Origin of the sequence: Roseateles saccharophilus (assembly GCF_031458095.1) — a bacterium.
Lineage (GTDB): Bacteria > Pseudomonadota > Gammaproteobacteria > Burkholderiales > Burkholderiaceae_C > Pelomonas > Pelomonas saccharophila_A.
In genome coordinates this window covers 51,220-73,485 of record NZ_JAVDXU010000002.1, presented here as the reverse complement: position 1 = coordinate 73,485, position 22,266 = coordinate 51,220, and the positions used below count along the sequence as shown (strand labels likewise).

Here is a 22,266-nt window from a genome sequence, read left to right as displayed (position 1 = left end):
AGCGCGGCGCCGCTTGTATCGGCGCGCAGCGCGGTGGCCTGTCGGAGTGCGCTGACAGGGCTGGCCCTCACCCACAATGCGTGCTGTGTGTTCGATCCGCTTTCTGTTGAGCCTTGCCGGGCTTGCCCTGGCCGCGTCGCCGGCCGCTGCCTGCGAGCTGCGCGTGCGCTGGAATCCCGACCCGCCCTACACCCTGCGTGACGAGGCCGGCCACATCGTCGGCCTGCAGGCCGAGCTGACCGAGCAGACGCTGCAGCGCATGGGCTGCAAGGCGGTCTGGGTCGAACTGCCCTGGGCGCGCGCCCTGGTCGAGTTGCAGGCCGGGCGGCTGGACGTGCTGCCGGGGGCGCTGCGGCGGCCCGAGCGCGAGGCCTATGCCTACTGGGCCGAACAGCATGTCGCCGTCGCCAACCGGCTCTTCGTTCGCGCCGGCCGCGAGACCGATTTCGGCAGCGCGACGCGCTTGCAGGAGGCCTGGCGGCCGGGCTTCAAGCTGGGCGTGCAGATTGGTGTGGTCTACGGACCCGCCTATGCGGAGCTGCTCGGCAACGCGGCCTTTCGTGCGACGCTGACCCAGGCCTCGGGGCGGCGCAGCCTGTGGCAGATGCTGGACATCGGCCGCGTCGACGGCGTGCTGGCCAGCGAGGCGACGGCGCGCTGGGAGCTGGGCGAGCTGGGCCTGACCGGCCGCATCGTGCCAACGGCCGTCGTGATCTCCCACGAGCCGGCCCAGACCATGTTCAGCAAGCGCTCGGTCGACGCGGCCCAGGTCCAGCGCTACCGCGAGGCGGCCGAGGCGCTGGAGAAGGACGGCACCCAGGCGCGCATCGTGCGCAAATACCTCGGCGGCGACTAAGCTGCCAACGCCGCGTCGAGTATTTGCGCAGCCTGGGGTACGGCCTGGCTGCCCACGAGCCGGCCGTCGCCGCCGAAACGCGTCATGACGAAGGCGTCCGCCGCGGCGGCGGACGATTGCCGGCGCATCAGCACGGCTTGCGCACACAGCACCAGGCCTTGAGCAACGCGGCGGGCCTGGGCTTCCAGCGGCGCCGGGTCGCCGCCCAGCAGGCGCCGCAGGGCCAGGGCCTCGGCCTGCACCGGCGCGTCGGGGCTGGCGGCGAATTCGTCCAGCAGCGCAAAGGCGACCTCGGGCTCGCGGGCAATCGCTCGCAGCACGTCCAGGGCCATCACATTGCCCGAGCCTTCCCAGATCGAGTTGACCGGTGCCTCGCGGTACAGGCGCGCCAACACGCCGTCCTCGACATAGCCATTGCCGCCCAGCAGCTCCATGGCCTCGCCGCTGCATTCGATGGCGCGCTTGCAGACCCAGAGCTTGGCGGCCGGCGTCATCAGCCGCTGCCATGCCGGCTCGTTGTTCTCGAAGCCGCGCGCCAGGCGCAGCATCAGCCGCATCGCGGCCTCGCTTTCCAGGGCCAGGTCGGCCAGCACCGTTTGCATCAGCGGCTGCTCGGCCAGATGGCGGCCAAAGGCGCTGCGCTCGCGGGCGTTGTGCAAGGCCTGCACAAAGCCGGCGCGCAACAGCGCCGCGCTGCCGATGACGCAGTTCAGCCGCGTGTAGCCGGCCATCTCGATCAGCGTCGGGATGCCGCGGCCTTCGTCGCCCAGACGGCGCGCCCAGGCGCCGTGGAACTCGACTTCGCTGCTGGCATTGCTGCGGTTGCCGAGCTTGTCCTTCAGGCGCATCACCTGCACCGCATTGCGGGCACCATCGGGGGTGTAGCGGGGCAGCCAGAAGCAGGTCGGCCCGGCCTCGGTGCGGGCCAGCACGAGATGGGCGTCGCTGGTCGGCGCCGAGAAAAACCATTTGTGGCCGGTTAGCCGAAAGCTGCCATCCGCCTGTTCGACGGCCTCGGTGGTGACACGGCGCAGGTCGGAGCCGCCCTGCTTCTCGGTCATGCCCATGCCGACCCAGATGGACGGCTTCTCGGTCAGCGGCCGGTCCAGCGCGTCATGCTCGCGGCTGAAGAACTTGTCGCGCAGCGGCGCGAACAGCTCGGGCTGCTTGGCCAGCACGGGAATGGCCGCCTGGGTCATGGTGGCCGGGCACAGCGAGCCGGCCTCGACCTGGCCATGCAGATAGCAGCCGGCCGCGAACTGGGCCCAGCGGCCCGGCGTGTCGGTGGCGAAGACATCGGCCACCAGGCCTTGGCGCCGATACATGGCCAGCAGCTGGTGCCAGGCCGGATGGAAGTCGACCGCGTCGACGCGGCGGCCGCGGGCGTCCAGCTGGCGCAGTTGCGGGCCGCTGCGATTGGCGTCGCGCGCGAGCTGGGCGGTCTCGGCGCTGCCGAGTTCGGCGCCATAGCGCGTCAGGGGTTCAAGCGCCTGGGGGGCGGCCTCGCGCAACGCGGCCAGCAGGGCCGGGTCGGTGGCCAGCAGGTTGTGGCCGACCCATTCGTCGACGAGGTTGTCGCTCATCAGTCCTGGACTCCGGGCTCGGCCATCAGCAGGCCCTTGCCGGCACGCTTGGCTTCGTACAGCGCCGTCTCGGCGCGGCGCTGCAGATCGGGCAGGCCGCGGTCGCCGGGGCGCAGCTTGGCCCAGCCGGCGCTGAAGGACAGCGGCATGCCCAGCTCGGCCGGTGCGCGCTCGGCCAGGGCCTTGCGCAGGCGCTGGTCCAGGGCCTGCGGGCCTTCGGGCAGGCAGCGCGCCATCAGCACGCCGAACTGCTCGCCGGCCAGGCGCCCGGCCAGGTCGCCCAGGCGGCCCTGGGCCTGCACGCAACTGGCAAACAGGGCCAGGGCGCGGTCGGCGAAATCCATGTCGTGCTCGGCCTGCAGCGTCGCGAAGTCGTCCAGGTCCAGCACCACCAGGGCCAGGGGCTCGTCGTAGCGGCGCGCCATGGAGATGAGGTCGACCGAGCGCTGGGTGAAGGCATTGCGGTCGATGAGGCCGGTCAGGCCGTCGGTCTGGGCCAGGCGGGCCAGCTCGGCCTCGGTCTGGCCGCGCCAGGCCAGCAGCAGCATGGGCAGGGCCAGCAACAGGGCGAGCTGGCCGGCCAGGGCCAGCACCAGGTCGGGCCAGGGGGCGGTGTCGCCGAGCAGGGTGACGGCGGCACGGCACAACATGGCGCCCAGCAGGGGCAGGACGGCGGCCAGGCCGAGCAGGCGCCAGCGCCGGCTGTTCAGGCCCTGCAGCACCGTGGCGCGCTGGGGCAGGGTCAGGGCCACGCCCAGCCAGGCGAGCTGGGCGCCGAGCACCACGTCGGCCAGGGTCTGGGCCACGTCGTGGTCGCCCACCAGCAGCGCATGGCCCATGCCCAGCAGTGCCGGCGCGGCGGCCATCACCCAGCGCCCCGGCCGCGGCGTCAGCCAAAGGCCCAGGGCCCACCACAGCGCCGACAGGCCGAGGCTGACGGTGGCCAGGCCGATGCTGTGCAGGGCCGGCACGGCCATGCGCTCGCCATGGGTGGGGCTGACCATGGCCAGGCCCAGGGCCAGGGCCGCCATGCCCACCTGGGCCCAGCGTCCACCGGCATTGGCGCCATGCCAGCCGATCAGCGTGATCAGCACCAGCGCGGCAGCCAGGGCCTGCATGGGCATCAGGGCGAACAGGGCGGCGGTGAAGCTCATTTCTTCACCGGAATCGGGGTTTCGCGGGCCACCGGCACGGCGGTCACGCTGTTTTGCGGCGAGCCGTCGATGAGGCGGTCTGAATAGGTCAGATAGACCAGGGTGTTGCGGTGCACATCCACCATGCGGACGATGCGCAGCCGCTTGAAGACCAGGGAGATGCGCTCGTTGAAGACCTCTTCCTGCAGAGGCAAGGCCTGGCTGATGGCGATGGGTCCGACCTGGCGGCAGGCGATGGAGGCCTCGGCCTTGTCCTCGGCCAGGCCGATGGCGCCCTTGATGCCGCCCGTCTTGGCGCGCGACACGTAGCAGGTCACGCCCTGCACCTTGGGATCGTCATGGGCATCGACGACGACCTTGTGGTCGGGGCCGATGAGCTTGAAGGCGGTGTCGACCGAGCCGATGGGTTCGGCCAGGGCGAGCGTGCTGGTGAGCAGCAGCAGGGGGGCAGCGAGCTTCATCGGACCAGTCTAAAGCGCGCAGGCGCCGGCCGGTGCGGGGACCGCGGTCTGGCGCCCCGTGAAGCGCGGGCTGTCGGGCCGGCCCAGATGGAAATGGCTGAGCTGGTCGCTGCGCTGGTTGCAGACATAAAGGTGCTGGCCGGCGCGGCCGGCGCTGCGCGGGTAGCTGCCATGCACCCAGTGGTGGTCGAGCAGGCGCGGGCTCGAGGGCCGGGCCAGCGCGATGACGGCCAGGCTGTCGTGCAGGCGGTTCAGCGCATACAGATGCCGGCCGCCGGGCGCGACGATGAGGTCGGACGCGTAGCTGGTGCCGACAAAGCCGGCCGGCAGCACCGGGATCTCGTCGCGCAGCTTGGGGCCGGTGGGCGTGAGCTCGACGGTCGACAGCGTGGACGACTCCTCCTGCAGCACGTAGACCCAGCGCGGCTCGTGCGGGTTGAAGGCGAAGTGCCGCGGCCCCGAGCCGGGGCTGAGGGCGAGTTCCTGGGCCGGGGTTTGCGGCGTGCCGGCCGGCAGCGGCCAGGCCAGCAGGCGGTCGCGGCCCAGGTCGGTGCCCAGCAGCCAGTGGCCGTCGGGGCTGACCTGGATCATGTGGGCATGCGGCGCCTCGTGGCCGCTGTTGGCCTGGCTGCCCGGCGGGGCCTTCAGCGCCCGCTGCGGGCCGGGGCCGCAGTCCGGCCCGGCGCAGCTGGGCCAGCTGTCGGCCGCGCCAAGGCGGCCATCAGCCTGCAGGGCCAGGGCGGCAAAGCGGGCGTCGCCGTAGTGGGCGACCCAGACGCGGCCCGCAGCCAGGCTGAGATGGGCCGGGCTGCGGCCGCCGCTGGGCTGGCGCTGCAGCAGCTCGAGCCGGCCCGCCGCGTCTTGCGCATAGACGGCGACATGGTCGCCGCCTTCCTCGGCCGCGTAGACGTGATGGCCGTGGGCCGCCAGCCAGCTCGGGCTGTTGGCGTTGGCCGTGACGCCCAGGGGCTTGAGGCGGCCGTCGGCGGCAATGGCGAAGCTGTAGATGCCCTGGCCTGGCGGTGCATAGCTACCGACATGCAGGAAGCGGGGCGAAGCGGAGGCGGCGGAAGCGGTGGCAGGCATCAGGGCAGCGGCGGACAGGCTCAGCAGGTGGCGGCGTTGCATCAGCAGAACTGGGTGGTGATGGCGTCGATGACGCGGTCGTCCTCGTCGACAACGGCCATCCAGGCCCATTTGTCAAAGGTGGTGCAGGGGTGGGAGGGGCCGAGGGCGACGCACGCGCCGACAGCCGGGCCGTCGCATGCGTCGGGGTCCCAGCGCAGATAGGCATGCTGGTCGTTCAGGCCAGTGACGCGCCAGCCGGCGGGTGCCTGCATTCGCTCGCCGCCTTGCAGCTGCCAGACCGGCCGCGGCCAGCCCGCGTCGAAAGACAGGTCGCGCCGGCCGGCGTTCAGCAGGGCCAGGCCGGGCTCGGGGCAGGACAGCACCTGGGTCCAGACCTCCAGGGCCGGCAGCAGGCTGGGCGAGCTCAGCGGGGTGCCCATGCGCTCGTCCATGGTCCGCATATAGCGGCCGTAGTGCTCATGGTCGTGGCAGACATAGCAGCCCGAGCGCAGCAGGCCCAGGCGCCGCGACCCGCCGGCCAGCACCGGCGCGACGAGGTCGAAGGCGGCCGAACCGCCGCCGCTGAGCCACAGCGGCTGGGCGTCGGCGTCCAGCAGGCCTTCGGCCTCGATGGCATCCAGCAGGGCCTGCAGGCGGGCCTGCCACTGCTGCATCAGGGCGACGTCGGGCGTGCTCTCGCCCTGGATCTGCAGGCCCTCGTAGAAGCCGACACCGCGCAGCCGCAGGGCCGGGTGGGTCTTGAGGGCGCGGGCCAGGGCCAGGGCCGGCCCGTGTTCGCGCACGCCGCAGCGCGAGGTGCCGAGTTCGACCAGCACATCGATGCGGGCCTCGGCGCCGCCGAGCTGGGCCCAGTGCGCGGCGATGAGGTCGAGCTGGGCCTGCGAGTCGACAAAAAAGGCCAGCTCCAGGCCGGCATGGCGGCGGCGCAACTCGAGCAGCTCGGCGAGGTCGGCCGCACTGATGAGCTGGTTGGCGATCAGGGCCCGGCGCGCGCCGGCGGCCAGGCCCAGGCGCAACTGGTGGACATTGGCGAAGGTCAGGCCCCAGGCACCGGCGTCGAGCTGGCGCTTGAAAAGCTGGGGGCTCATGGTCGTCTTGCCATGCGGCGCGAGCTGCACACCATGGCGGGCCGCGAAGTCCTGCATCCAGGCGATGTTGTGGGCCAGGGCCTGCTGGCGCACCACGGCCAGCGGCGTGGGCAGCTCCTGCAGAGTCCAGCCGCGCTGGGCCACGTCGGCCAGCGGCAGCGGCGGCTGCAGGGCCGGAAAGCCTTTCAGCCAGGGGCCCAGCCAGCCGGGGCGGGGAGTGTCGTCGTCTTGATCCATGGGCACATCATCAACGAACCACGTGAAGGGCCTGGGGCCGCACGCGCACGCTGATGTCGGTAGCCGAGGGCAGGGGCTCGCCGTCGACGGCCAGCGGCACCGGCTGGGGCGAGGTCAGGCGCAGAGTCTTGAAGGCGCTCAGGTGGATGTTTGAGTGGCGCAGATGCAGGCCGGTCAGCAGCAGCGGCATCATGGCCAGGGCGCCCAGCCGCCCGAAGGCGCCGACGCGCAGCAGCTGCAGTTCGCCGTCGTCGATGCGCGCGCCGGGGGCCGCCGGCATGCCGCTGCCATAGCTCGGCGTATTGAGGCTGGAGGCGAACAGCAGGGGGCCGTCGTGCAGCAGCTGGCCATCGGCCTCGACGCGCAAGGGGTAGACGCGCAGCCGTCCGATCTCGTTCAGCGTGGCCCACAGATAGCGCGGCTGGCCGCGCAGCCAGTTGGGCGCGGCCTGGGCGCGGATGGCGATGGCGGCGTCGAAGCCGGCCGTCAGGCTGGACATGAAGAGCTGGGTGCCACACTCGGGCGCCGTGATCTCGCCGAGGTCCATGGCCGAGGCCGGCGCGCTCTGGGCATGGGCCAGGGCCTCGCGCCAGCCCATGCGGGCCAGGCCCAGGGCGCGGGCCAGGTCATTGCCGGTGCCGCCGGGCAGGATGGCCAATTGCAGCTTGCGCGCGACGAGAGCCGGCAGCAATTGGTGCACGGTGCCATCGCCGCCCGCCACGATGACGCGGCTGCCCTCGGGCAGGGCCAGCAGGCGCTGGCGCGCGGCGGCGACATTCTCGGGCAGCACCAGGGGCACCTGGGGCAGGGCCTCGCGCAGTGGTTCGGCGAGGGCGGCGCAACGGCCGTTGGCGGCATGCGGATTCAGCAGGCACAGGGCCGGAGTCAGGGCAGGGGCGATCACTCCGGCATTGAATCCGCGCCGGGCGGGCCGCGCCATCGGCGCAGACCCTGGCGACGTCCAGCGGCGCTCTGCCTACACTGGTCAAAACCCGGGATGGGAGCTGGTGCGCATGACGCTGGATGTACCGACGCTGGTGCTGATGCTCGTCGTCGGCTTCGGCCTGCTCACCCTGCTGCTGGAGATGGCGGGGCGGGGCGGCCTGCAGCGCGGCGAGCTCAGGCGGCTGAGCGGTGCTGCCAGGTCCTTCTGCGGCGGCTTCCTGTGCTTTGCAGTGCAGCCCTGGCTGCCCGCCTGGTTGACGCTGTTGGCCGGCAATCTGCTGCTGATGCTGGGCCTGGCCCAGCTGGCCTCGGCCGTGTGCTGGCATCTGCTCAACCGCGGCCTCAGGGTCTGGCAGCACTGGCTGCTGGCGGGGGCAACGCTGGCCATTCCCTTCATCCTCGACGCCAGCACGCCGGCACGGGCCGGCACCATGTCGGCCGCCATGGCCGCGCTGTTGCTGCCGGCCACCGTCATGGCCTTGCGCCAGGGCTGGCGAGGCGAGCTGTCCTTTCGGGTCGTCGCGCTGATGCTGCTGCTGGCCAACCTGGCCCTGGTGCTGCGCGTGTGTTTTGCGGTCTGGTGGGCGGGCGGCGGCCATCTGCCGGCAGGCACGTCGACCTTCTGGAGCAGCGCCATCTTCATGCTGGCCTTCATGGCCGTGCTGGCGGCGGGCTTCGGCTTCGTGCTGGCCGGCTTCGAGCGCATGGCGGCGCAGATGCGCGAGCTGGCCAGCGTCGACGGGCTGACGGGTGCCGTCAACCACAACACGGCGGTGTCGCTGCTGGCGCACTCGCTGGAGCGGGGCCGGCGCGAGAACCAGCCGGTCAGCTTCGTCATGCTGGACCTGGACCATTTCAAGCGCGTCAACGACCAGCACGGCCATGTCGTCGGCGACCAGGTGCTGAAGGCCGTCGCAGCCTGCACGCGGGCGCGGCTGCGCGGCTCCGACGTGCTGGGCCGCCTGGGCGGTGAGGAGTTCGGCCTGGTGCTGCCGGCGACGGGCGTGGCGGGCGCCAAGCACCTGGCCGAGCAGGTGCGCCTGGCCGTCGAGGCGCTGGAACTCAAGGGCGACGGCGGCCAACCGCTGCGCGTGACGCTGTCCGCCGGGGTCGCCCAGGCTTCCAAGAGCGACACGCCGGAAACGCTGATGCACCTGGCCGACAAGGCTCTCTACCAGGCCAAGCAGAAGGGCCGCAACCGCGTCATCGTGGCGGATGACTGGATGCGGAATTCGACGCTGCAGTCTGTTGTCGGCTAGACCTCAACAGTTTTCATACTTCCAGTTGCGCGACTTACCCTCGGCCAGCCATTCCACCGCCTGGGCGATTCGCTTGGCCCGCGTCTCCTCGCGCTTGGCCTCGATCACCCATTCCAGGTAGTCGCGCCGCTTGCTGGACGCGAAGGCCTCGAAGTGCTGCTTGGCCGCCTTGACCTTGGCGAGGGCCGCGGCGAAGTCGTCGGGCATCTCCAGCTGGGGGCGTGGCTCGCGGTTGGGCTTGGCGGCGCGCGGCGCGCCGGCCTGCAGCAGGGCCGCGGCCGCCTTGATCTGCTTGCGCAGCTCGGTGCGGCTGGGCAGGTCCTTGAGGCTGGTGATGCGGCCGAAGTCGCCCATGGCGCCGCTCTGGCCGGGCTCGGCGCCCTCGCGCTCCCAGAAGCCGAAGGCGCAGTGCGCCTTGAAAGCGGACATGCCGCACAGCAGCTTGCCGTCCAGCGTGAAGTGAGGGCGGCTCCACTTGATGGTCTCGACGACGTCGGGGCAGGCCGCGTGCACGTCCTCGCGCAGGCGCTCAAGGATGGGGCGGGCGAACTCCGGCAAGCCGGCCATATAGGTGTCGATGCGCGGGTCCAGCGTGGGCATTTCACTCGCTCCGGCTGAGGTGGTGCTCGATGCGGCGGTCGGGAATCAGCCACAGCGCCGCCGCGATGGCGTAACCCGCCAGCGACAGGCCGACGTGCACGAAGGCCAGCGCGATGGACGCCAGATAGATGAGCGGCGAGATCTTGCCCTTCCAGTCCTTGCCCAGGGCCTGGGCCAGCACGGTGTTGTTGCCGGGAATGCAGACCAGGGCCCGCTGCAGCAGCACCCAGGCCAGCGCGGCCATAACGAGGACGCCGCCGTAGACGGCCACGGGCAGGGGCGCGAAATGGTTCTCACCCATCCAGCCGGTGGCAAAGGGCAGCAGCGACAGCCAGAACAGCAGATGCAGATTGGGCCACAGCACGCCGCCGCTGATCTTGTGCACGGCGTGCAGCAGATGGTGGTGGTTGTTCCAGTAGATGCCGACGTAGACGAAGCTCAGCACATAGGACAGCAAGACGGGCCACAGCGGCTTGAGCGCTTCCCAGTCGCTGCCGTGGGGCACCTTCATCTCCAGCACCATGATGGTGATGATGATGGCGATGACGCCGTCGCTGAAGGCTTCGAGGCGGGTCTTGTTCATCGCGACAAGTCTAGACTTCCGGCCCTCCTACCCTGCCTCCGGACTGACCCTTGCGACACCTGCTGCTGCTCCTTCTGTTTGCCTGCACAGCGGCCGGCGCCCAGTTGCCTTCCTTGACTTTGGAGCAGCTGCCCCGCCCGACCATGCCGCCCGGCGAGCGCGGGCCCGTCGTGCCGGCCCAGGTGGAGCGCTGGCGCCAGGAAGCCAAGGCGCTGGAGTACGGCGATGGCGTCAAGCGCGACGAGGTGGCGGCCGCCAAGCTCTACTGCCGCGCCGCCCGCTATGGCGACGCCGAGGCCCAGTACAGCCTGGGCTGGATGCTGACCAATGCGCGCGGCATCCAGCGCAATGACGCGGAGGCCGCGCACATGTTCGCCGCCGCCGCCGAGCAGGGCATGGAGCAGGCCCAGAACATGCTCGACAAGATGGGCGGCACGCCGCTGGGCGACCCGCCGCCCTGCCTGCGCCCGCCGGAGACCGACCCGCCGGTGGCCGCCGTGCCGCCGCCGCCGGCTGCGCGTGGCGCCAAACCCGTGTCTTTGTGGGCCACGCTGCCGCTGCCGCAGAACGCCCCGCCGGCCATCGTCAGCTATGTGAAGCTGGTGGCGCCGGAGTACCAGCTCGCCCCGGCCCTGGTGTTGGCCGTCATGGCCACCGAGTCCAACTTCGATCCCCTGGCCGAGTCGCCCAAGCGCGCCCAGGGCCTGATGCAGCTACTGCCCGAGACGGGTTCGCGCTTTGGCGTCGTGCGGCTGCGCGACCCCTCGCAGAACATCCGCGGCGGCATGGCCTATCTGCGCTGGCTGCTGGCCTATTTCGAGGGCGATGTGATGCTGGCCGTGGCCGCCTACAACGCCGGTGAGAAGGCCGTGGACCGCTATCTCGGCGTGCCGCCCTATGCCGAGACGCGGCTGTATGTGCGCAAGATCATGGCGGCCACCGGCGGCCAGCGCCTGCATCCCTTCGACGCCAAGGTGGTCGGCGCCTCGCCCATGCTGCTGCGTGTCAGGGCGGCGATGCAAACCATCCAGTCGCGCTGACTTTCGCCAGGGGCCGATGCGGCTGTCCAGAATGCGCTGCATGCTCAAACCCCTTGCCCTCGCTGGCCTGATCCTGACCGCTGCCGGCGTGTCGCAGGCCGAGCCCAGGCCCGAGCGTCATGCTCAGGTCCTGCTTGACGCTCTGCGTGAGATCAGTGGCGTGCCCGGCATGGGCGCCGCCGTCTGGCAGGGCGACCGGCTGCGCTGGCAGGGCAGCAGCGGCCTGCGCGATATCGAGCAGCGCCTGCCGGTGCAGGGCGACACGCGCTTCCGGCTGGCCAGCGTGTCCAAGCCCTTCGCGGCGGTGGCCGCGGCTCAGCTCAGGGTCCAGGGCCGGCTCGATGTCGACGGGGCCCTCGGCCCCTTGCTGCCCGAGCTGGAGCCGACCCTCGCGGCACTGACGCCGCGCCTGCTGGCCGCGCATCTGAGCGGCCTGCCGCATTACGAGGCCCGCGACGCGGGCCGGGGTGGTAGCCATCACGCGACCGCGCGCTCCTCTCTGGGCTATCTGAAAGACCGCACGTTGCGCTCGGTGCCGGGCAGCCGCTATCTCTATTCGTCCTGGGGCTACACCCTGCTGGCCGCGGCGGCGGAGGCCGCGGGCGGCAAGCCCTATCTGGAGCTGCTGGCCACGCGGGTGGCGCCCGGCCTAGCCATCGGGCCGGACGAGACCGGCAGGTCGTCCGCCATGACCAAGGCCTACGACTTCGGCGTGATGGGGTTGCATGAGGCTGCGCCGCACGACTACAGCTACAGCTGGGGCGGTGCCGGCCTGGCGGGAACGGCGCCGGCCCTGGCTGAATGGGGCGGGCGGCTGCTGCAGGGTCGCGTCGTCGATGTGGCCACGCGCGACTGGATGTGGCAGCCCGTGCTCGACAACGCCGGCCAGCCGGTTGGCGAGCGGACCTACAAGATGGGCTTCGGCTGGCGGTTGGATACCGATGCCGAAGGCCAGAAGACCGTTCACCATGCCGGCGTGACGGCGGGCGCGCGCAGCGTGCTGCTGATGTGGCCGCAGGGCAGGGACGCCGGCACCAGCGTCAGCCTGCTGTCCAACGCGATGTGGACCTCGTCCATCGAGCGCAGCGCCGAGCTGTTGAGCGCGCCCTTGCGCGCGCCGCTGCCGGGCCTGCAGCCGCAGCCCTGTCCGGTCGAGGTCAGCCGTTTCGAGGGTGAGCTGGACGGCGCCGCCTTGGCGGGGCGGGCACGCTTTCGCCGCGATGCCGACGGGCTGTGCCGTGGCGAACTCGGCCTGCCGGCGGCGCTGGCCCGGGTCGTCAACCCGGGGCCGCAGCCGGCGGCCGACAAGCTGGCCGTCATCGGCCTGCAGGGCGAGCTGGCACGCGCCGCCCTCGTCACTCCCATCGGCCTCGCCGACTGGCGGGCCCAGGCCGATGGCAGCGTCCTCGTCGACAACCTGGCCAGCCGGCGCCTGGCGATACGCTTGCAGCAATAGCCACCCCGCCGTGAGATAAATCATGGCGCGGCTGCGCCGCCCATGGCCGGGAACGCGCGATGCAGGCATCGTGTCCGCCATCACGATGGAACCCCTGCACGCCGACACGCTGCTGCGCGTTTTCCAGCTCGTCACGACGATGCTGGCCCTGGCCACGCTCGGCGGGGCCTGGCATCTGAAGGGTGAGCGTGCGCTGTGGTTCTGGGCCGGCGCCTTTGCCGCCGCGGCGCTGACCCAGGCAGCTCGGGTGGCCTTCATCGCCCTGGACGCGCCGCGCACCCTCTGGGTGGTCGGGCATCTGGGCAGCCCGCTGTCCGCGCTGATGGTGCTGCTGGGCCTGCGCGTCTACCTGGGCCTGCCGCTGCGCTGCCGCTGGCCGGTGCTGTTCACCGCGCTGGCCTGCATGGGCTCCTTTGCGCTGACGGCCTGGACGGGCCAGTTCTGGCCCTCGCTGACGCTGACCCTGCTGGCGGCCGCCATGCTGACCATGCCGGCCGCCCATGCGGCCCTGCAGGCCTGGCGGGATCAGCGCGGCTTTCCGCTGGGTCTGCTGGGACTCGACCTGCTCCTCACCGCCGTCGTCGAGGTAGCGCGGGGCCTGGCGGTGTCGCCGCTGATCGCGGAGAACCGCGCCGAACTGGCGCAGTACAACGCCGTCGGCCTGTTCGCCATCATCGCCCTGCTGATCGGCCAGGCCCTGGCCATGCTGTTGCTGTTGCAGGACCGTGCGCTGCGCCAGATCGAGCGTCTCATCGAGATCGATGTGCTGACCGGGCTGTTGAACCGGCGCGGCTTCGACGAACGTCTGCGCCGCCTGCTCAAGCGCGGCGCGCCGCGGCCGCTGCTGCTGGCCGTGCTGGACGTCGACCATTTCAAGCGCATCAACGACACCCATGGCCACGCGGTCGGCGACGCCGTGCTCAGCGGCGTCGGCGCGCGCCTGCATGAGGCCCTGCGGCCGCTGGATCTGGCCGTGCGCCTGGGCGGCGAGGAGTTCGCCGTCATCTGGCTCAATCCCGAGGCCGGTGGCGAACTGCGCCTGGGTGAGCGCCTGCGCGAGGTCATCGGCGGCCAACCCTTCCTGACGGTGGCCGGCCCTTTGGCCGTGACGGTCAGCGTGGGCGTCGCCCCGGCCACCGGACCCGACGAGGCGCCCGAAGCCTTGTTCAGTCGCGCCGATGCGGCTCTCTACGAGGCCAAGCGTGGCGGGCGCAACCGCGTCGTGCTGGCCCGCTGACCCTCGTTCGGGGGAGTCTAGGGGCCGGCCTCGAGTTGCCGGCCCGGGTTCCAAAACGGGCTGCTGCACAATCCGCCCTGCCTAAGAAAGCAGGGGGATGGAGTGGAGCGCGACGGCATCAATTGGCTGGGAATCGGTCTGCGAGCGGCGGCCTTGGTGGTCACGATTTCGCTGCTGACCTGGTGCAGCATGGCGCGGCGCAGCACCCAGGACGTCGCCGGCCTCGGCCCCGAGTTGCGCGAGATGATGCTGATGGGCGGCCTGGCCGACGCCAGCGGCATGATCGACATCGACAAGACCGCCGCGCGAGTGGGCGCCATCGGCATGAACCGCCTGCTCTACGACAACGCCGGCACGGCCAGCCTGCCGGCCCTGCGCTGGATGGTCAAGCACGGGGCCGAGCCGCGCAATATCGGCGCCATGGACAAGGGAAGCCTGCTGCAGCAGGCCGCCGCCAAGCCGACGCTGGACCGCATGAAGCTCTTCATCGAGGAGTTCAAGCTCGACCCCAGGCAGGAGACGCCCGATCGCGTGGGCGTCATGCATCTGGCGGCGCGCAATGGCGTCGACGCCCAGACCCTGGTCTTCCTGACCTCGCGCGGCCTCAACATCAACGCGCCGGACGCCGGCGGCCGCCAGCCCATCCATTACGCGGCGCTGAAGTCCATCGGTCCTCTGGTGTCGGCCGGGGCCGACATCAATGCGCTGGACAGCCAGGGGCGCACGGCCCTGCACTGGGCCGTCGAGGAGGGCCGGCACGATGCGGTGGCGGAGTTGATCCGCCTGCAGGCCTCCGTCTTCGCCCAGGATCGCCAGGGCAACACGCCGCTGCACCTGGCCGCGGTCGGCAGCTCCGAACCCATCGTCGACACCCTGCTCGCCGCTGGCGCACCCAAGGCGGCGCGCAATGCGGACGGGCTGACGGCGCGCGAGTACTTCGACAAGTTCCGCTACAAGCGCCGCTATGGCAACAACAGCGACCGGGAGCAGAAGCTGTGACCCTGGCGCGTGCCAGCTGGGCTGCGCTGGCCCTGCTGTCGCTGCTCGGTTCGGCCTGGGCGGACGGCGGTGGGGTCTACAAATGCCGCAAGCCCGACGGCACCGTGGCCTTCAGCGACCGTCCCTGTCCCGAGGCCGACTCCACGCAGATCGCCCGCAGCGGCCCCAAGGCGCCGGATGCCAGTCAGTTCATGAGCCCACGCTGCCTGCGCCTGCGCGAGCAGCTGAACCAGGCCGGCAGCGATGGCAGCACCGACGAGGCGACGCGCCAGCAACTGGACTATCGCTACCAGCGCGATTGCTACGCGGAGGAGCAGGAGGCCAACGAGAAGGTCCACCAGCTGCTGGAAGAGGCGCGCAACCGCTCGCTGGAGGAGCGCCAGCTGCTGGCGGAGAACAAGGCGCGGCAGCGGCTCGAGTTTTCCCAATGCGTGGAGCTGCGCAACAACCTGCGCGCGCGGCGCGCACGCCAGGCCGAGATGAATGCCGGCGAGCGGGCCGACCTGGAGCGGCTGTCCGCCGCCTTCGACCAGCGCTGCCGCGGCCTTTAGCCGCCGCAAGCCTCTTGTGCCTTGGGCACAGCGCGGCTCAGCGGTAGAGGGTGCGCTCCTGCAGCCGCGCCTGCCAGCCCGGGTCGCGCGCCAGCACGTGCAGCGCGTCGTTCAGGGGTTTGAGCACCTCGGCGAATTCCTGCGGTACGAGGATGAAGCGCTCATACTCGTCGTGGGGTTGCAGGGCGACATGGAACTGGCCGCGCAAGCCCGGCCGTCGCGCCAGGAAGGCGTACAGGGTTCGGCGCGTGATGATGGTGGCCTGGACCCGGCCCAGCACCATCATCATGAGGGCGCTCTCTTCCCCTTCGCAGTCGGTGCGCCGCGCCTTGCCGGCTTGCACCAGCTCGTCGACACCATAGTAGTAATAGCCGCGTGGCAGGGCGATGTTGAGTCCGGCCAGGCTGTCGGGGCCGTTGTAAAGCACCGGCTGTTTGTGCAGCGAGACCACCACATCGGTGTCGTGCATGAAAGCGGCGCTCCAGAGATAGCGGCTGCGCTGGGCATCCTTGAACCAGACCGGGTTGACGCCGATCACCAGACCGTGCAGCCGGCCGCCCTCAAGGTCGGCTTCCAGGCGCCGCCGCGGCAGATATTCGGTGCGGAACCGGATGCCGGGCGTGCGCAGGCCGAGCAGTTCGGCAAGCTCGAAATACAAGCCCTGCCGATGCTCCAGATCCTCCAGATAGGGCGGCTTGAGGTGGTAGGCATAGAGCACCACCTCCGAGTTGGCATGCCCGCTGCGGGCCAGCAGCGAAAGCCCGCCGGCAATCAGCAGGCGGCGGCGCCCCAGGCCCGGATTGCTTGCTGACATCGCGGCCTCGTTCATCGCGGGTGTGACCCCACTCTACGACTTCAACCGGCTGGCTTGAAGAGCCGGCGAACCTGGCGTCACCCGGGCATGGGCGCCCGCTGCCTACATGCTGCGGCGGTACTGCCCGCCCACCTCGAACAGCGCGCCGGTGATCTGGCCCAGGGAGCAGACCCTCACGGCCTCCATCAGCACGTCGAAGACGTTCTTGTTCTCGATGACGGCCTGCTGAAGCCGGGCCAGCATGGCCGGCGACTCGGCGGCGTGGCGGGCCTGGAATTCGGCCAGGCGGGTGAGCTGGGACTGCTTTTCCTCGTCGGTGGAGCGCGCCAGTTCGATGTGTTCCAGCACCGTCTCGCCATGCGGGTTGCGGAAGGTGTTGACGCCGATGATGGGGTACTCGCCGGTGTGCTTGAGCATCTCGTAGTGCATCGACTCTTCCTGGATGCGGCCACGCTGGTAGCCGGTCTCCATGGCACCGAGCACGCCGCCGCGCTCGCTGATGCGCTCGAACTCGCGCAGCACCGCCTCCTCGACCAGCTCGGTCAGCTCGTCGATGATGAAGGCACCCTGCGACGGGTTCTCGTTCTTGGCCAGGCCCCACTCGCGGTTGATGATGAGCTGGATGGCCATGGCGCGGCGCACGCTGTCCTCGGTCGGCGTCGTGATGGCCTCGTCAAACGCGTTGGTGTGCAGCGAGTTGCAGTTGTCGTAGATGGCGATCAGCGCCTGCAGCGTGGTGCGGATGTCGTTGAAGGCGATCTCCTGCGCATGCAGGCTGCGACCCGAGGTCTGCACGTGGTATTTCAGCTTCTGCGAGCGCTCGTTGGCGCCGTAGCGGTCGCGCATCGAGACGGCCCAGATGCGGCGCGCCACGCGGCCCAGCACGGTGTATTCCGGGTCCATGCCGTTGCTGAAGAAGAACGACAGATTGGGCGCGAAGTCGTCGATGTGCATGCCGCGCGCCAGATAGGCTTCGACGAACGTGAAGCCGTTGGACAGCGTCAGCGCCAGCTGCGAGATCGGGTTCGCGCCCGCCTCGGCGATGTGATAGCCCGAGATCGACACCGAGTAGAAGTTGCGCACGTTGTGATGCACGAAGTACTCGGCGATGTCGCCCATGACCTTCAGCGAGAACTCGGTCGAGAAGATGCAGGTGTTCTGGCCCTGGTCTTCCTTCAGGATGTCGGCCTGCACGGTGCCGCGCACATTGGCCAGCACCCAGTCCTTGATCTTGGCGGCTTCGTCGGCGGTCGGCTCGCGTCCGTTGTCGGCCTTGAACTTGGCCAGGTTCTGGTCGATGGCCGTGTTCATGAACATGGCGAGTATTGACGGCGCCGGGCCGTTGATGGTCATCGACACCGACGTGGTCGGGCTGCACAGGTCGAAGCCGTCGTACAGCACCTTCATGTCGTCCAGCGTCGCGATGCTGACGCCGGAGTTGCCCACCTTGCCGTAGATGTCGGGCCGCGGCGCGGGGTCGGCGCCGTACAGCGTCACCGAGTCGAAGGCCGTGGACAGACGCTTGGCGGGCATGCCTTCGCTGACGAGCTTGAAGCGGCGGTTGGTGCGGAAGGCGTCGCCTTCGCCGGCGAACATGCGCGTCGGGTCCTCACCCTCGCGCTTGAAGGCGAACACGCCGGCCGCGTAGGGGAAGCTGCCCGGCACGTTCTCCAGCATCAGCCACTTCAGCAATTCGCCATGGCACTCGTAGCCGGGCAGCACGACCTTGCGGATCTTGGTGCCCGAGAGGCTTTGCGTGACCAGGGCGGTGCGGATCTCCTTGTCGCGGATCTTCACGACGTACTCGTCGCCGGCATAGGCCTTGACCATGTCGGGCCACTGCTGCAGCAGCTGGCGGGCGTCGCCGTCGAGCTTGGCCTTGCGCTGCTCGGCCAGGTCGGCCAGCGCCGTGCGGGCGCCGTTCTTGTCGGGGTTGGCGGCCTCCAGCATGGCGCGGCTGGCTTCCAGCTGCTGGATCTCGCGGGCCAGCGTCGCCTGCTTGCGGGCGCGGGCCTTGTAGCTGCGCACGGTGTCGCTGATGTCGGCCAGATAGCGCACGCGGGCTGCCGGCACGATGGGGGTCTGGTGGGTGCTGTGGCGGGTGTCGACGCGCGGCAGTCGGCCTTCGCTGAACTTCAGGCCGAGCTCGGCCAGACGCACCTTGAGCGCTTGGTAGAGCGCCGTCACGCCGTCATCGTTGAATCTGCTGGCCATGGTGCCGAAGACGGGCATGGTGTCCGGCATCACCGTGAAGGCTTCGCGGTTGCGCTGCACCTGCTTTGACACATCGCGCAGCGCGTCCAGCGAGCCCTTGCGGTCGAACTTGTTGATGGCGACGAACTCGGCGAAGTCCAGCATGTCGATCTTCTCGAGCTGGCTGGCAGCGCCGAACTCGGGCGTCATCACATACATGGGCACATTGACCAGTGGCACGATGGCCGCGTCGCCCTGGCCGATGCCGGAGGTCTCGACGATGACGAGGTCAAAGCCCGCCACCTTGGCCGCGGCGATGACGTCGGGCAGGGCCGGAGAAATCTCGGAGCCGAAGTCACGGGTGGCGAGAGAGCGCATGAAGACGCGTGCGCCGCTGCTCCACGGCGAGATGGCGTTCATGCGGATGCGGTCGCCCAGCAGCGCGCCGCCGCTCTTGCGGCGCGAGGGGTCGATGGAGATCAGGGCCACGCGCAGGGCGTCGCCCTGGTCCAGACGCAGGCGGCGGATCAGCTCGTCGGTCAGGCTGGACTTGCCCGCGCCCCCGGTGCCGGTGATGCCGAGGACCGGCGTCTTGATGTCTTTCGCCTGCTCACGCAGCGCGTCGACGATTGAACCGTCGGCCTTGCCGTTCTCCAGCGCGGTCAGCAGCTGGGCCAGCGACCGCCAGGCGGATTCGGAGTGGCCGGTGATGGCCGACAGCTGCTGGGGGGCGTAGACGCTGAAGTCCTGGTCGGCCTTCATGACCATCTCGCCGATCATGCCTTGCAGGCCCATGCGCTGGCCGTCCTCGGGGCTGAAGATGCGCACGCCGTGTTCGGCCAGCTCGCGGATCTCGGCCGGCACGATGACGCCGCCGCCGCCGCCGAAGACCTGGATGTGCTCGCCGCCGCGCTCCTTCAAGAGCTGCACCATGTACTTGAAGTACTCGACGTGGCCGCCCTGATAGGACGAGATGGCGATGCCCTGGGCATCCTCCTGCAGGGCCGCGGTGACGACTTCGTCCACCGAGCGGTTGTGCCCGAGGTGGATGACCTCGGCGCCCATGCCCTGCAGGATGCGGCGCATGATGTTGATGGCGGCGTCATGCCCGTCAAACAGGCTGGCGGCAGTGACGAAACGGACCTTGTGGGTCGGGCGGTACTCGGCCAGCGCCTTGTAGTCGGCGGCGAGATCGGTCATGGCTGTCTCCTTGCTTGGCCGGGATTTTAGGCGGCCAATTGACGTTAACGTCAATTGAGCGTCGGTCTAGGGTTATCCGGGCGCGGCAAACGTGCAGGCTGCCACGATGATGCGCACCTCGCCAGACCCGGCGTTTCACCCACAGTCGCATGAGCACCTCATCGCCAGCCACGCCCCAACTGGGCACCGAACTGACCCTGCGCGGCATCGTGCTGGGCATCCTCATCACCCTGGTCTTCACGGCCGCCAACGTCTATTTCGGCCTCAAGGCCGGCCTGACCTTCGCGACCTCCATCCCGGCCGCCGTCATCTCCATGGCCCTGCTGCGCCGCGCGGCGGGCAATTCCATCGGCGAGACCAATATCGTGCAGACCATCGCCTCGTCGGCCGGCACGCTGTCCTCCATCATCTTCGTGCTGCCCGGCCTGGTCATGATCGGCTGGTGGACGGGCTTCCCGTACTGGATGTCGATGACGCTGTGCGCCCTGGGCGGCATCCTGGGCGTCATGTATTCCATCCCGCTGCGCCGGGCCCTGGTGACCAACTCGCCCCTGCCCTATCCGGAAGGCGTGGCCTGCGCCGAGGTGCTCAAGGTCGGCCATGCCGCCGACAGCGGCGAGGCCAACCGCCAGGGCCTCGCGGCCATCATCGCCGGCAGCGTCGTGTCGGCGGGCTTCAGCATCGTCATTGCGACCCAGATCTTTGCCGGCAACCTGGCCCAGTACTTCCGCCTGCCTGGCGGCGAGAAGAGCGGCACGACGGGCTACGACCTCAATTTCAGCTTTGCGCTGCTGGCGGTCGGTCACCTGGTCGGCCTGTGGGTCGGCATCGCCATCCTGGTGGGAGCCTGCATCGCCTGGCTGGGCGGCGTGCCCTATCTGACCTCGGGCGTCGACGGCGCCGCCGAGGCGGTGGCCCTGTTCGCCTGGAGCAAGAAGGTGCGCTTCATCGGCGCCGGCTGCATTGCCGTCGCCGCCATCTGGACGCTGGTCAAGCTGGCAAAACCCGTCGTCGCCGGCCTGCACTCGGCGGCCATGTCGGCGCGCGTGCGCAAGGCCGGCCGGGCCGACACCCTCCCGCGCAACGAGCAGGACATCCCCATCGGCACCGTCGGCCTCATCACGCTGGCCTGCATGCTGCCCATCGGCTTGATGCTGTCCAGCTTCGCCTCGACTGCCGGCCTGGGTGAGCAGCTCGGCCTGCTCGTGGTCGGCGGCGTCGTCTACGTCGTCCTGATGAGCTTCTTCGTCGCGGCCGTCTGCGGCTATATGGCCGGCCTGATCGGCTCGTCCAACAGCCCGCTGTCGGGGGTCGGCATCCTGGTCGTCATCGGCGTGTCGCTGCTGCTGGCCCTGGTCGTCAAACCCATGCTGCCGGCTTCCACGGGCCAGGCCCTGGTCGCCTTCGCGCTGTTCGTCACGGCCGTCGTGTTCGCCGTCGCGACCATCTCCAACGACAACCTGCAGGATCTGAAGACCGGCCAGCTCGTCGACGCCACGCCCTGGCGCCAGCAGGTGGCCCTGATCATCGGCGTCGTCGCCGGCGCCATCGTCATCCCGCCGGTGCTGGACCTGTTGAACCAGGCTTACGGCTTTGCCGGCGCACCGGGCGCCGATGCCAAAAAGGCGCTGGCGGCGCCGCAAGCCGCACTGATCTCGGCGCTGGCCAAGGGCGTCATCCAGGGCGATCTGAACTGGAACCTGATCGGCATCGGCGCGCTGATCGGCGTGGCCACCATCGTCGTGGACGAGGTCCTGAAGCGCGCGACCGGCGGCAAGGCCCACTGCGCACCGCTGGCGGTGGGCCTGGGCATCTATCTGCCCATGAACAGCACGCTGATGATCGTCGTCGGCGCCGTGGCCGGCTGGTGGTTCGAGAAGCGCGCCTCCTACAAGCGCGACCCCGAAGCCACCAAGCAGCTCGGCGTGCTGCTGGCCTCCGGCCTCATCGTCGGCGAGAGCCTGCTGGGCGTCATCCTGGCGGCCATCGTCGTGTTCTCCGGCAACGGCGCGCCGCTGGCCCTGGTGGGCGACAGCTTCGCGACCGCCGGCCAGGTGCTGGGGCTGCTGGCTTTTGCCGGTATCGGTATAGCGTTGTATCGCTGGCTGCTCAGCAAGCAGCCCTGAGCATCCTCATGCCAGCTGCCCTGCATGGCAGCCGGCCTTCGGCAGGCGTCGGACAGCGCGCAGGCGCTGTCCTCGGTCCTGCCTCAGTCATCCGATCCGGCGAAGCCGAACAGGTGCAGCAGGCTCGTGAACAGATTGAAGATGGACACGAACAGGCTGACGGTGGCGAGCACATAGTTGGTCTCGCCGCCGTTCACGATCTGCTGGGTCTCGAACAGGATCAGACCTGCCGACAGCAGGGCCACGACGGCCGAGACCGTCAGGGCCAGGGCCGGGATCTGGAAGAAGATCGCCGCCAGGCCGGCCAGGACGGCGATCACCATGCCGGCGAACAGGAAGCCGCCCAGCCACGACAGGTCGCGCTTGGTCGTCGTCGCATAGGCCGACAGGGCCAGGAAGACGGCGCCGGTGGCGACCAGGGCCAGAGTGACGGCCTGGCCGCCGGCCGGCAGGGCCAGGGTGCGCGTCAGCAGCGGGCCCAGCGTCCAGCCCATGAAACCGGTCAGCGCGAACACGAGGCCGACGGCGGCGCCGCGGTTCTTCAGCTTGTGGATGCCGAACAGCAGGCCGAAATACGCCACCAGCGTCAGGATGATGCCGGGCGCCGGCAGGTTGAAGGCGACGGCGGCGGCGGCGACGGCGGCGCTGAACAGCAGCGTCATCGACAGCAGGGCATAGGTGTTGCGCAGCACGCGATGGGCGGTGCCGCGGTCGACGCTGCCGACATAGGGCATGGCGACAGCAATGGGGCGGGTTTGCATGGCAGACCTCCGGTTGAGAGAAGAACCCCCGCAG

The 22,266-nt window shown here is 70.0% G+C and carries 19 protein-coding genes; 8 read left to right on the top strand and 11 right to left on the bottom strand.

Annotation, left to right across the window (positions count from 1 at the left end; translation table 11 throughout):
• Nucleotides 1-106 precede the first annotated feature (106 nt).
• A complete protein-coding gene (locus J2X20_RS12935; RefSeq protein ID WP_310265332.1) occupies nt 107-856 on the top strand; it encodes a substrate-binding periplasmic protein in 750 nt (249 codons plus the stop codon).
• Here the strand turns inward: J2X20_RS12935 and J2X20_RS12930 are convergent.
• Genes J2X20_RS12930 through J2X20_RS12905 form a run of 6 tightly spaced genes read right to left on the bottom strand, consistent with a single transcriptional unit; the run spans nt 853 to nt 7,372 of the window.
• Nucleotides 853-2,439 (bottom strand): acyl-CoA dehydrogenase family protein, encoded by a 1,587-nt coding sequence (locus tag J2X20_RS12930; RefSeq protein ID WP_310265331.1) that lies wholly within the window; start codon nt 2,437-2,439, stop codon nt 853-855. The genes J2X20_RS12935 and J2X20_RS12930 overlap by 4 nt on opposite strands.
• A complete protein-coding gene (locus J2X20_RS12925) occupies nt 2,439-3,593 on the bottom strand; it encodes a GGDEF domain-containing protein (protein ID WP_310265329.1) in 1,155 nt (384 codons plus the stop codon). Before J2X20_RS12925 ends, J2X20_RS12930 begins: the two co-directional genes overlap by 1 nt.
• Complete coding sequence (locus tag J2X20_RS12920) at nt 3,590-4,054, bottom strand: CreA family protein (RefSeq protein ID WP_310265326.1); 465 nt, start codon at nt 4,052-4,054, stop codon at nt 3,590-3,592. The genes J2X20_RS12925 and J2X20_RS12920 overlap by 4 nt, the downstream gene beginning before the upstream one ends.
• A gap of 9 nt (nt 4,055-4,063) precedes the next feature.
• Nucleotides 4,064-5,182, bottom strand: a complete 1,119-nt coding sequence (locus J2X20_RS12915) for a lactonase family protein (protein ID WP_310265324.1) — start codon at nt 5,180-5,182, stop codon at nt 4,064-4,066.
• Nucleotides 5,182-6,468 (bottom strand): alanine racemase, encoded by a 1,287-nt coding sequence (locus J2X20_RS12910; RefSeq protein ID WP_310265322.1) that lies wholly within the window; start codon nt 6,466-6,468, stop codon nt 5,182-5,184. The genes J2X20_RS12915 and J2X20_RS12910 overlap by 1 nt, the downstream gene beginning before the upstream one ends.
• Before the next feature lie 10 nt (nt 6,469-6,478).
• Nucleotides 6,479-7,372 (bottom strand): diacylglycerol/lipid kinase family protein, encoded by an 894-nt coding sequence (locus J2X20_RS12905; protein ID WP_310265320.1) that lies wholly within the window; start codon nt 7,370-7,372, stop codon nt 6,479-6,481.
• A gap of 109 nt (nt 7,373-7,481) precedes the next feature.
• Between J2X20_RS12905 and J2X20_RS12900 the strand changes: the two genes are divergently transcribed.
• Nucleotides 7,482-8,672, top strand: a complete 1,191-nt coding sequence (locus J2X20_RS12900; RefSeq protein WP_310265318.1) for a GGDEF domain-containing protein — start codon at nt 7,482-7,484, stop codon at nt 8,670-8,672.
• 3 nt (nt 8,673-8,675) lie between these two features.
• Here J2X20_RS12900 and J2X20_RS12895 read toward each other — a convergent pair whose 3' ends face one another.
• Both J2X20_RS12895 and J2X20_RS12890 read right to left on the bottom strand, forming a co-directional pair.
• Nucleotides 8,676-9,272 (bottom strand): YdeI/OmpD-associated family protein, encoded by a 597-nt coding sequence (locus J2X20_RS12895; protein ID WP_310265315.1) that lies wholly within the window; start codon nt 9,270-9,272, stop codon nt 8,676-8,678.
• A 1-nt stretch (nt 9,273) separates the two neighbouring features.
• A complete protein-coding gene (locus J2X20_RS12890; protein ID WP_310265312.1) occupies nt 9,274-9,855 on the bottom strand; it encodes a TMEM175 family protein in 582 nt (193 codons plus the stop codon).
• Between the two features lie 50 nt (nt 9,856-9,905).
• On the opposite strand from J2X20_RS12890, the gene J2X20_RS12885 reads away from it, so the two are divergent.
• The 5 genes from J2X20_RS12885 to J2X20_RS12865 all read left to right on the top strand — a co-directional run bounded on the left by J2X20_RS12885 (nt 9,906) and on the right by J2X20_RS12865 (nt 15,138).
• Nucleotides 9,906-10,895 carry a transglycosylase SLT domain-containing protein gene (locus J2X20_RS12885; RefSeq protein WP_310265310.1) on the top strand — a complete coding sequence of 330 codons (990 nt, stop codon included), beginning with the start codon at nt 9,906-9,908 and terminating at the stop codon, nt 10,893-10,895.
• 40 nt (nt 10,896-10,935) lie between these two features.
• Nucleotides 10,936-12,351, top strand: coding sequence for a serine hydrolase domain-containing protein (locus J2X20_RS12880; RefSeq protein WP_310265306.1), 1,416 nt, complete (start codon nt 10,936-10,938; stop codon nt 12,349-12,351).
• Nucleotides 12,352-12,421: 70 nt separating this feature from the next.
• A complete protein-coding gene (locus tag J2X20_RS12875) occupies nt 12,422-13,588 on the top strand; it encodes a GGDEF domain-containing protein (RefSeq protein WP_310265304.1) in 1,167 nt (388 codons plus the stop codon).
• A gap of 156 nt (nt 13,589-13,744) precedes the next feature.
• The gene (locus J2X20_RS12870) at nt 13,745-14,587 is read left to right on the top strand and encodes an ankyrin repeat domain-containing protein (RefSeq protein ID WP_310265302.1); all 843 of its coding nucleotides are present in this window, start codon (nt 13,745-13,747) and stop codon (nt 14,585-14,587) included.
• Complete coding sequence (locus J2X20_RS12865) at nt 14,584-15,138, top strand: DUF4124 domain-containing protein (RefSeq protein ID WP_310265300.1); 555 nt, start codon at nt 14,584-14,586, stop codon at nt 15,136-15,138. Before J2X20_RS12870 ends, J2X20_RS12865 begins: the two co-directional genes overlap by 4 nt.
• Nucleotides 15,139-15,175: 37 nt before the next feature.
• Here J2X20_RS12865 and J2X20_RS12860 read toward each other — a convergent pair whose 3' ends face one another.
• Together J2X20_RS12860 and icmF are read right to left on the bottom strand one after the other, a co-directional pair.
• Nucleotides 15,176-15,967, bottom strand: coding sequence for a substrate-binding periplasmic protein (locus tag J2X20_RS12860; RefSeq protein WP_310265298.1), 792 nt, complete (start codon nt 15,965-15,967; stop codon nt 15,176-15,178).
• An 87-nt stretch (nt 15,968-16,054) separates the two neighbouring features.
• Nucleotides 16,055-19,345 carry a fused isobutyryl-CoA mutase/GTPase IcmF gene (gene icmF / locus J2X20_RS12855; protein WP_310265296.1) on the bottom strand — a complete coding sequence of 1,097 codons (3,291 nt, stop codon included), beginning with the start codon at nt 19,343-19,345 and terminating at the stop codon, nt 16,055-16,057.
• Between the two features lie 149 nt (nt 19,346-19,494).
• Between icmF and J2X20_RS12850 the strand changes: the two genes are divergently transcribed.
• Nucleotides 19,495-21,471, top strand: coding sequence for an OPT family oligopeptide transporter (locus J2X20_RS12850; RefSeq protein ID WP_310265294.1), 1,977 nt, complete (start codon nt 19,495-19,497; stop codon nt 21,469-21,471).
• Nucleotides 21,472-21,554: 83 nt separating this feature from the next.
• Here J2X20_RS12850 and J2X20_RS12845 read toward each other — a convergent pair whose 3' ends face one another.
• The gene (locus J2X20_RS12845) at nt 21,555-22,232 is read right to left on the bottom strand and encodes a Bax inhibitor-1/YccA family protein (protein ID WP_310265292.1); all 678 of its coding nucleotides are present in this window, start codon (nt 22,230-22,232) and stop codon (nt 21,555-21,557) included.
• Nucleotides 22,233-22,266: the final 34 nt, after the last annotated feature.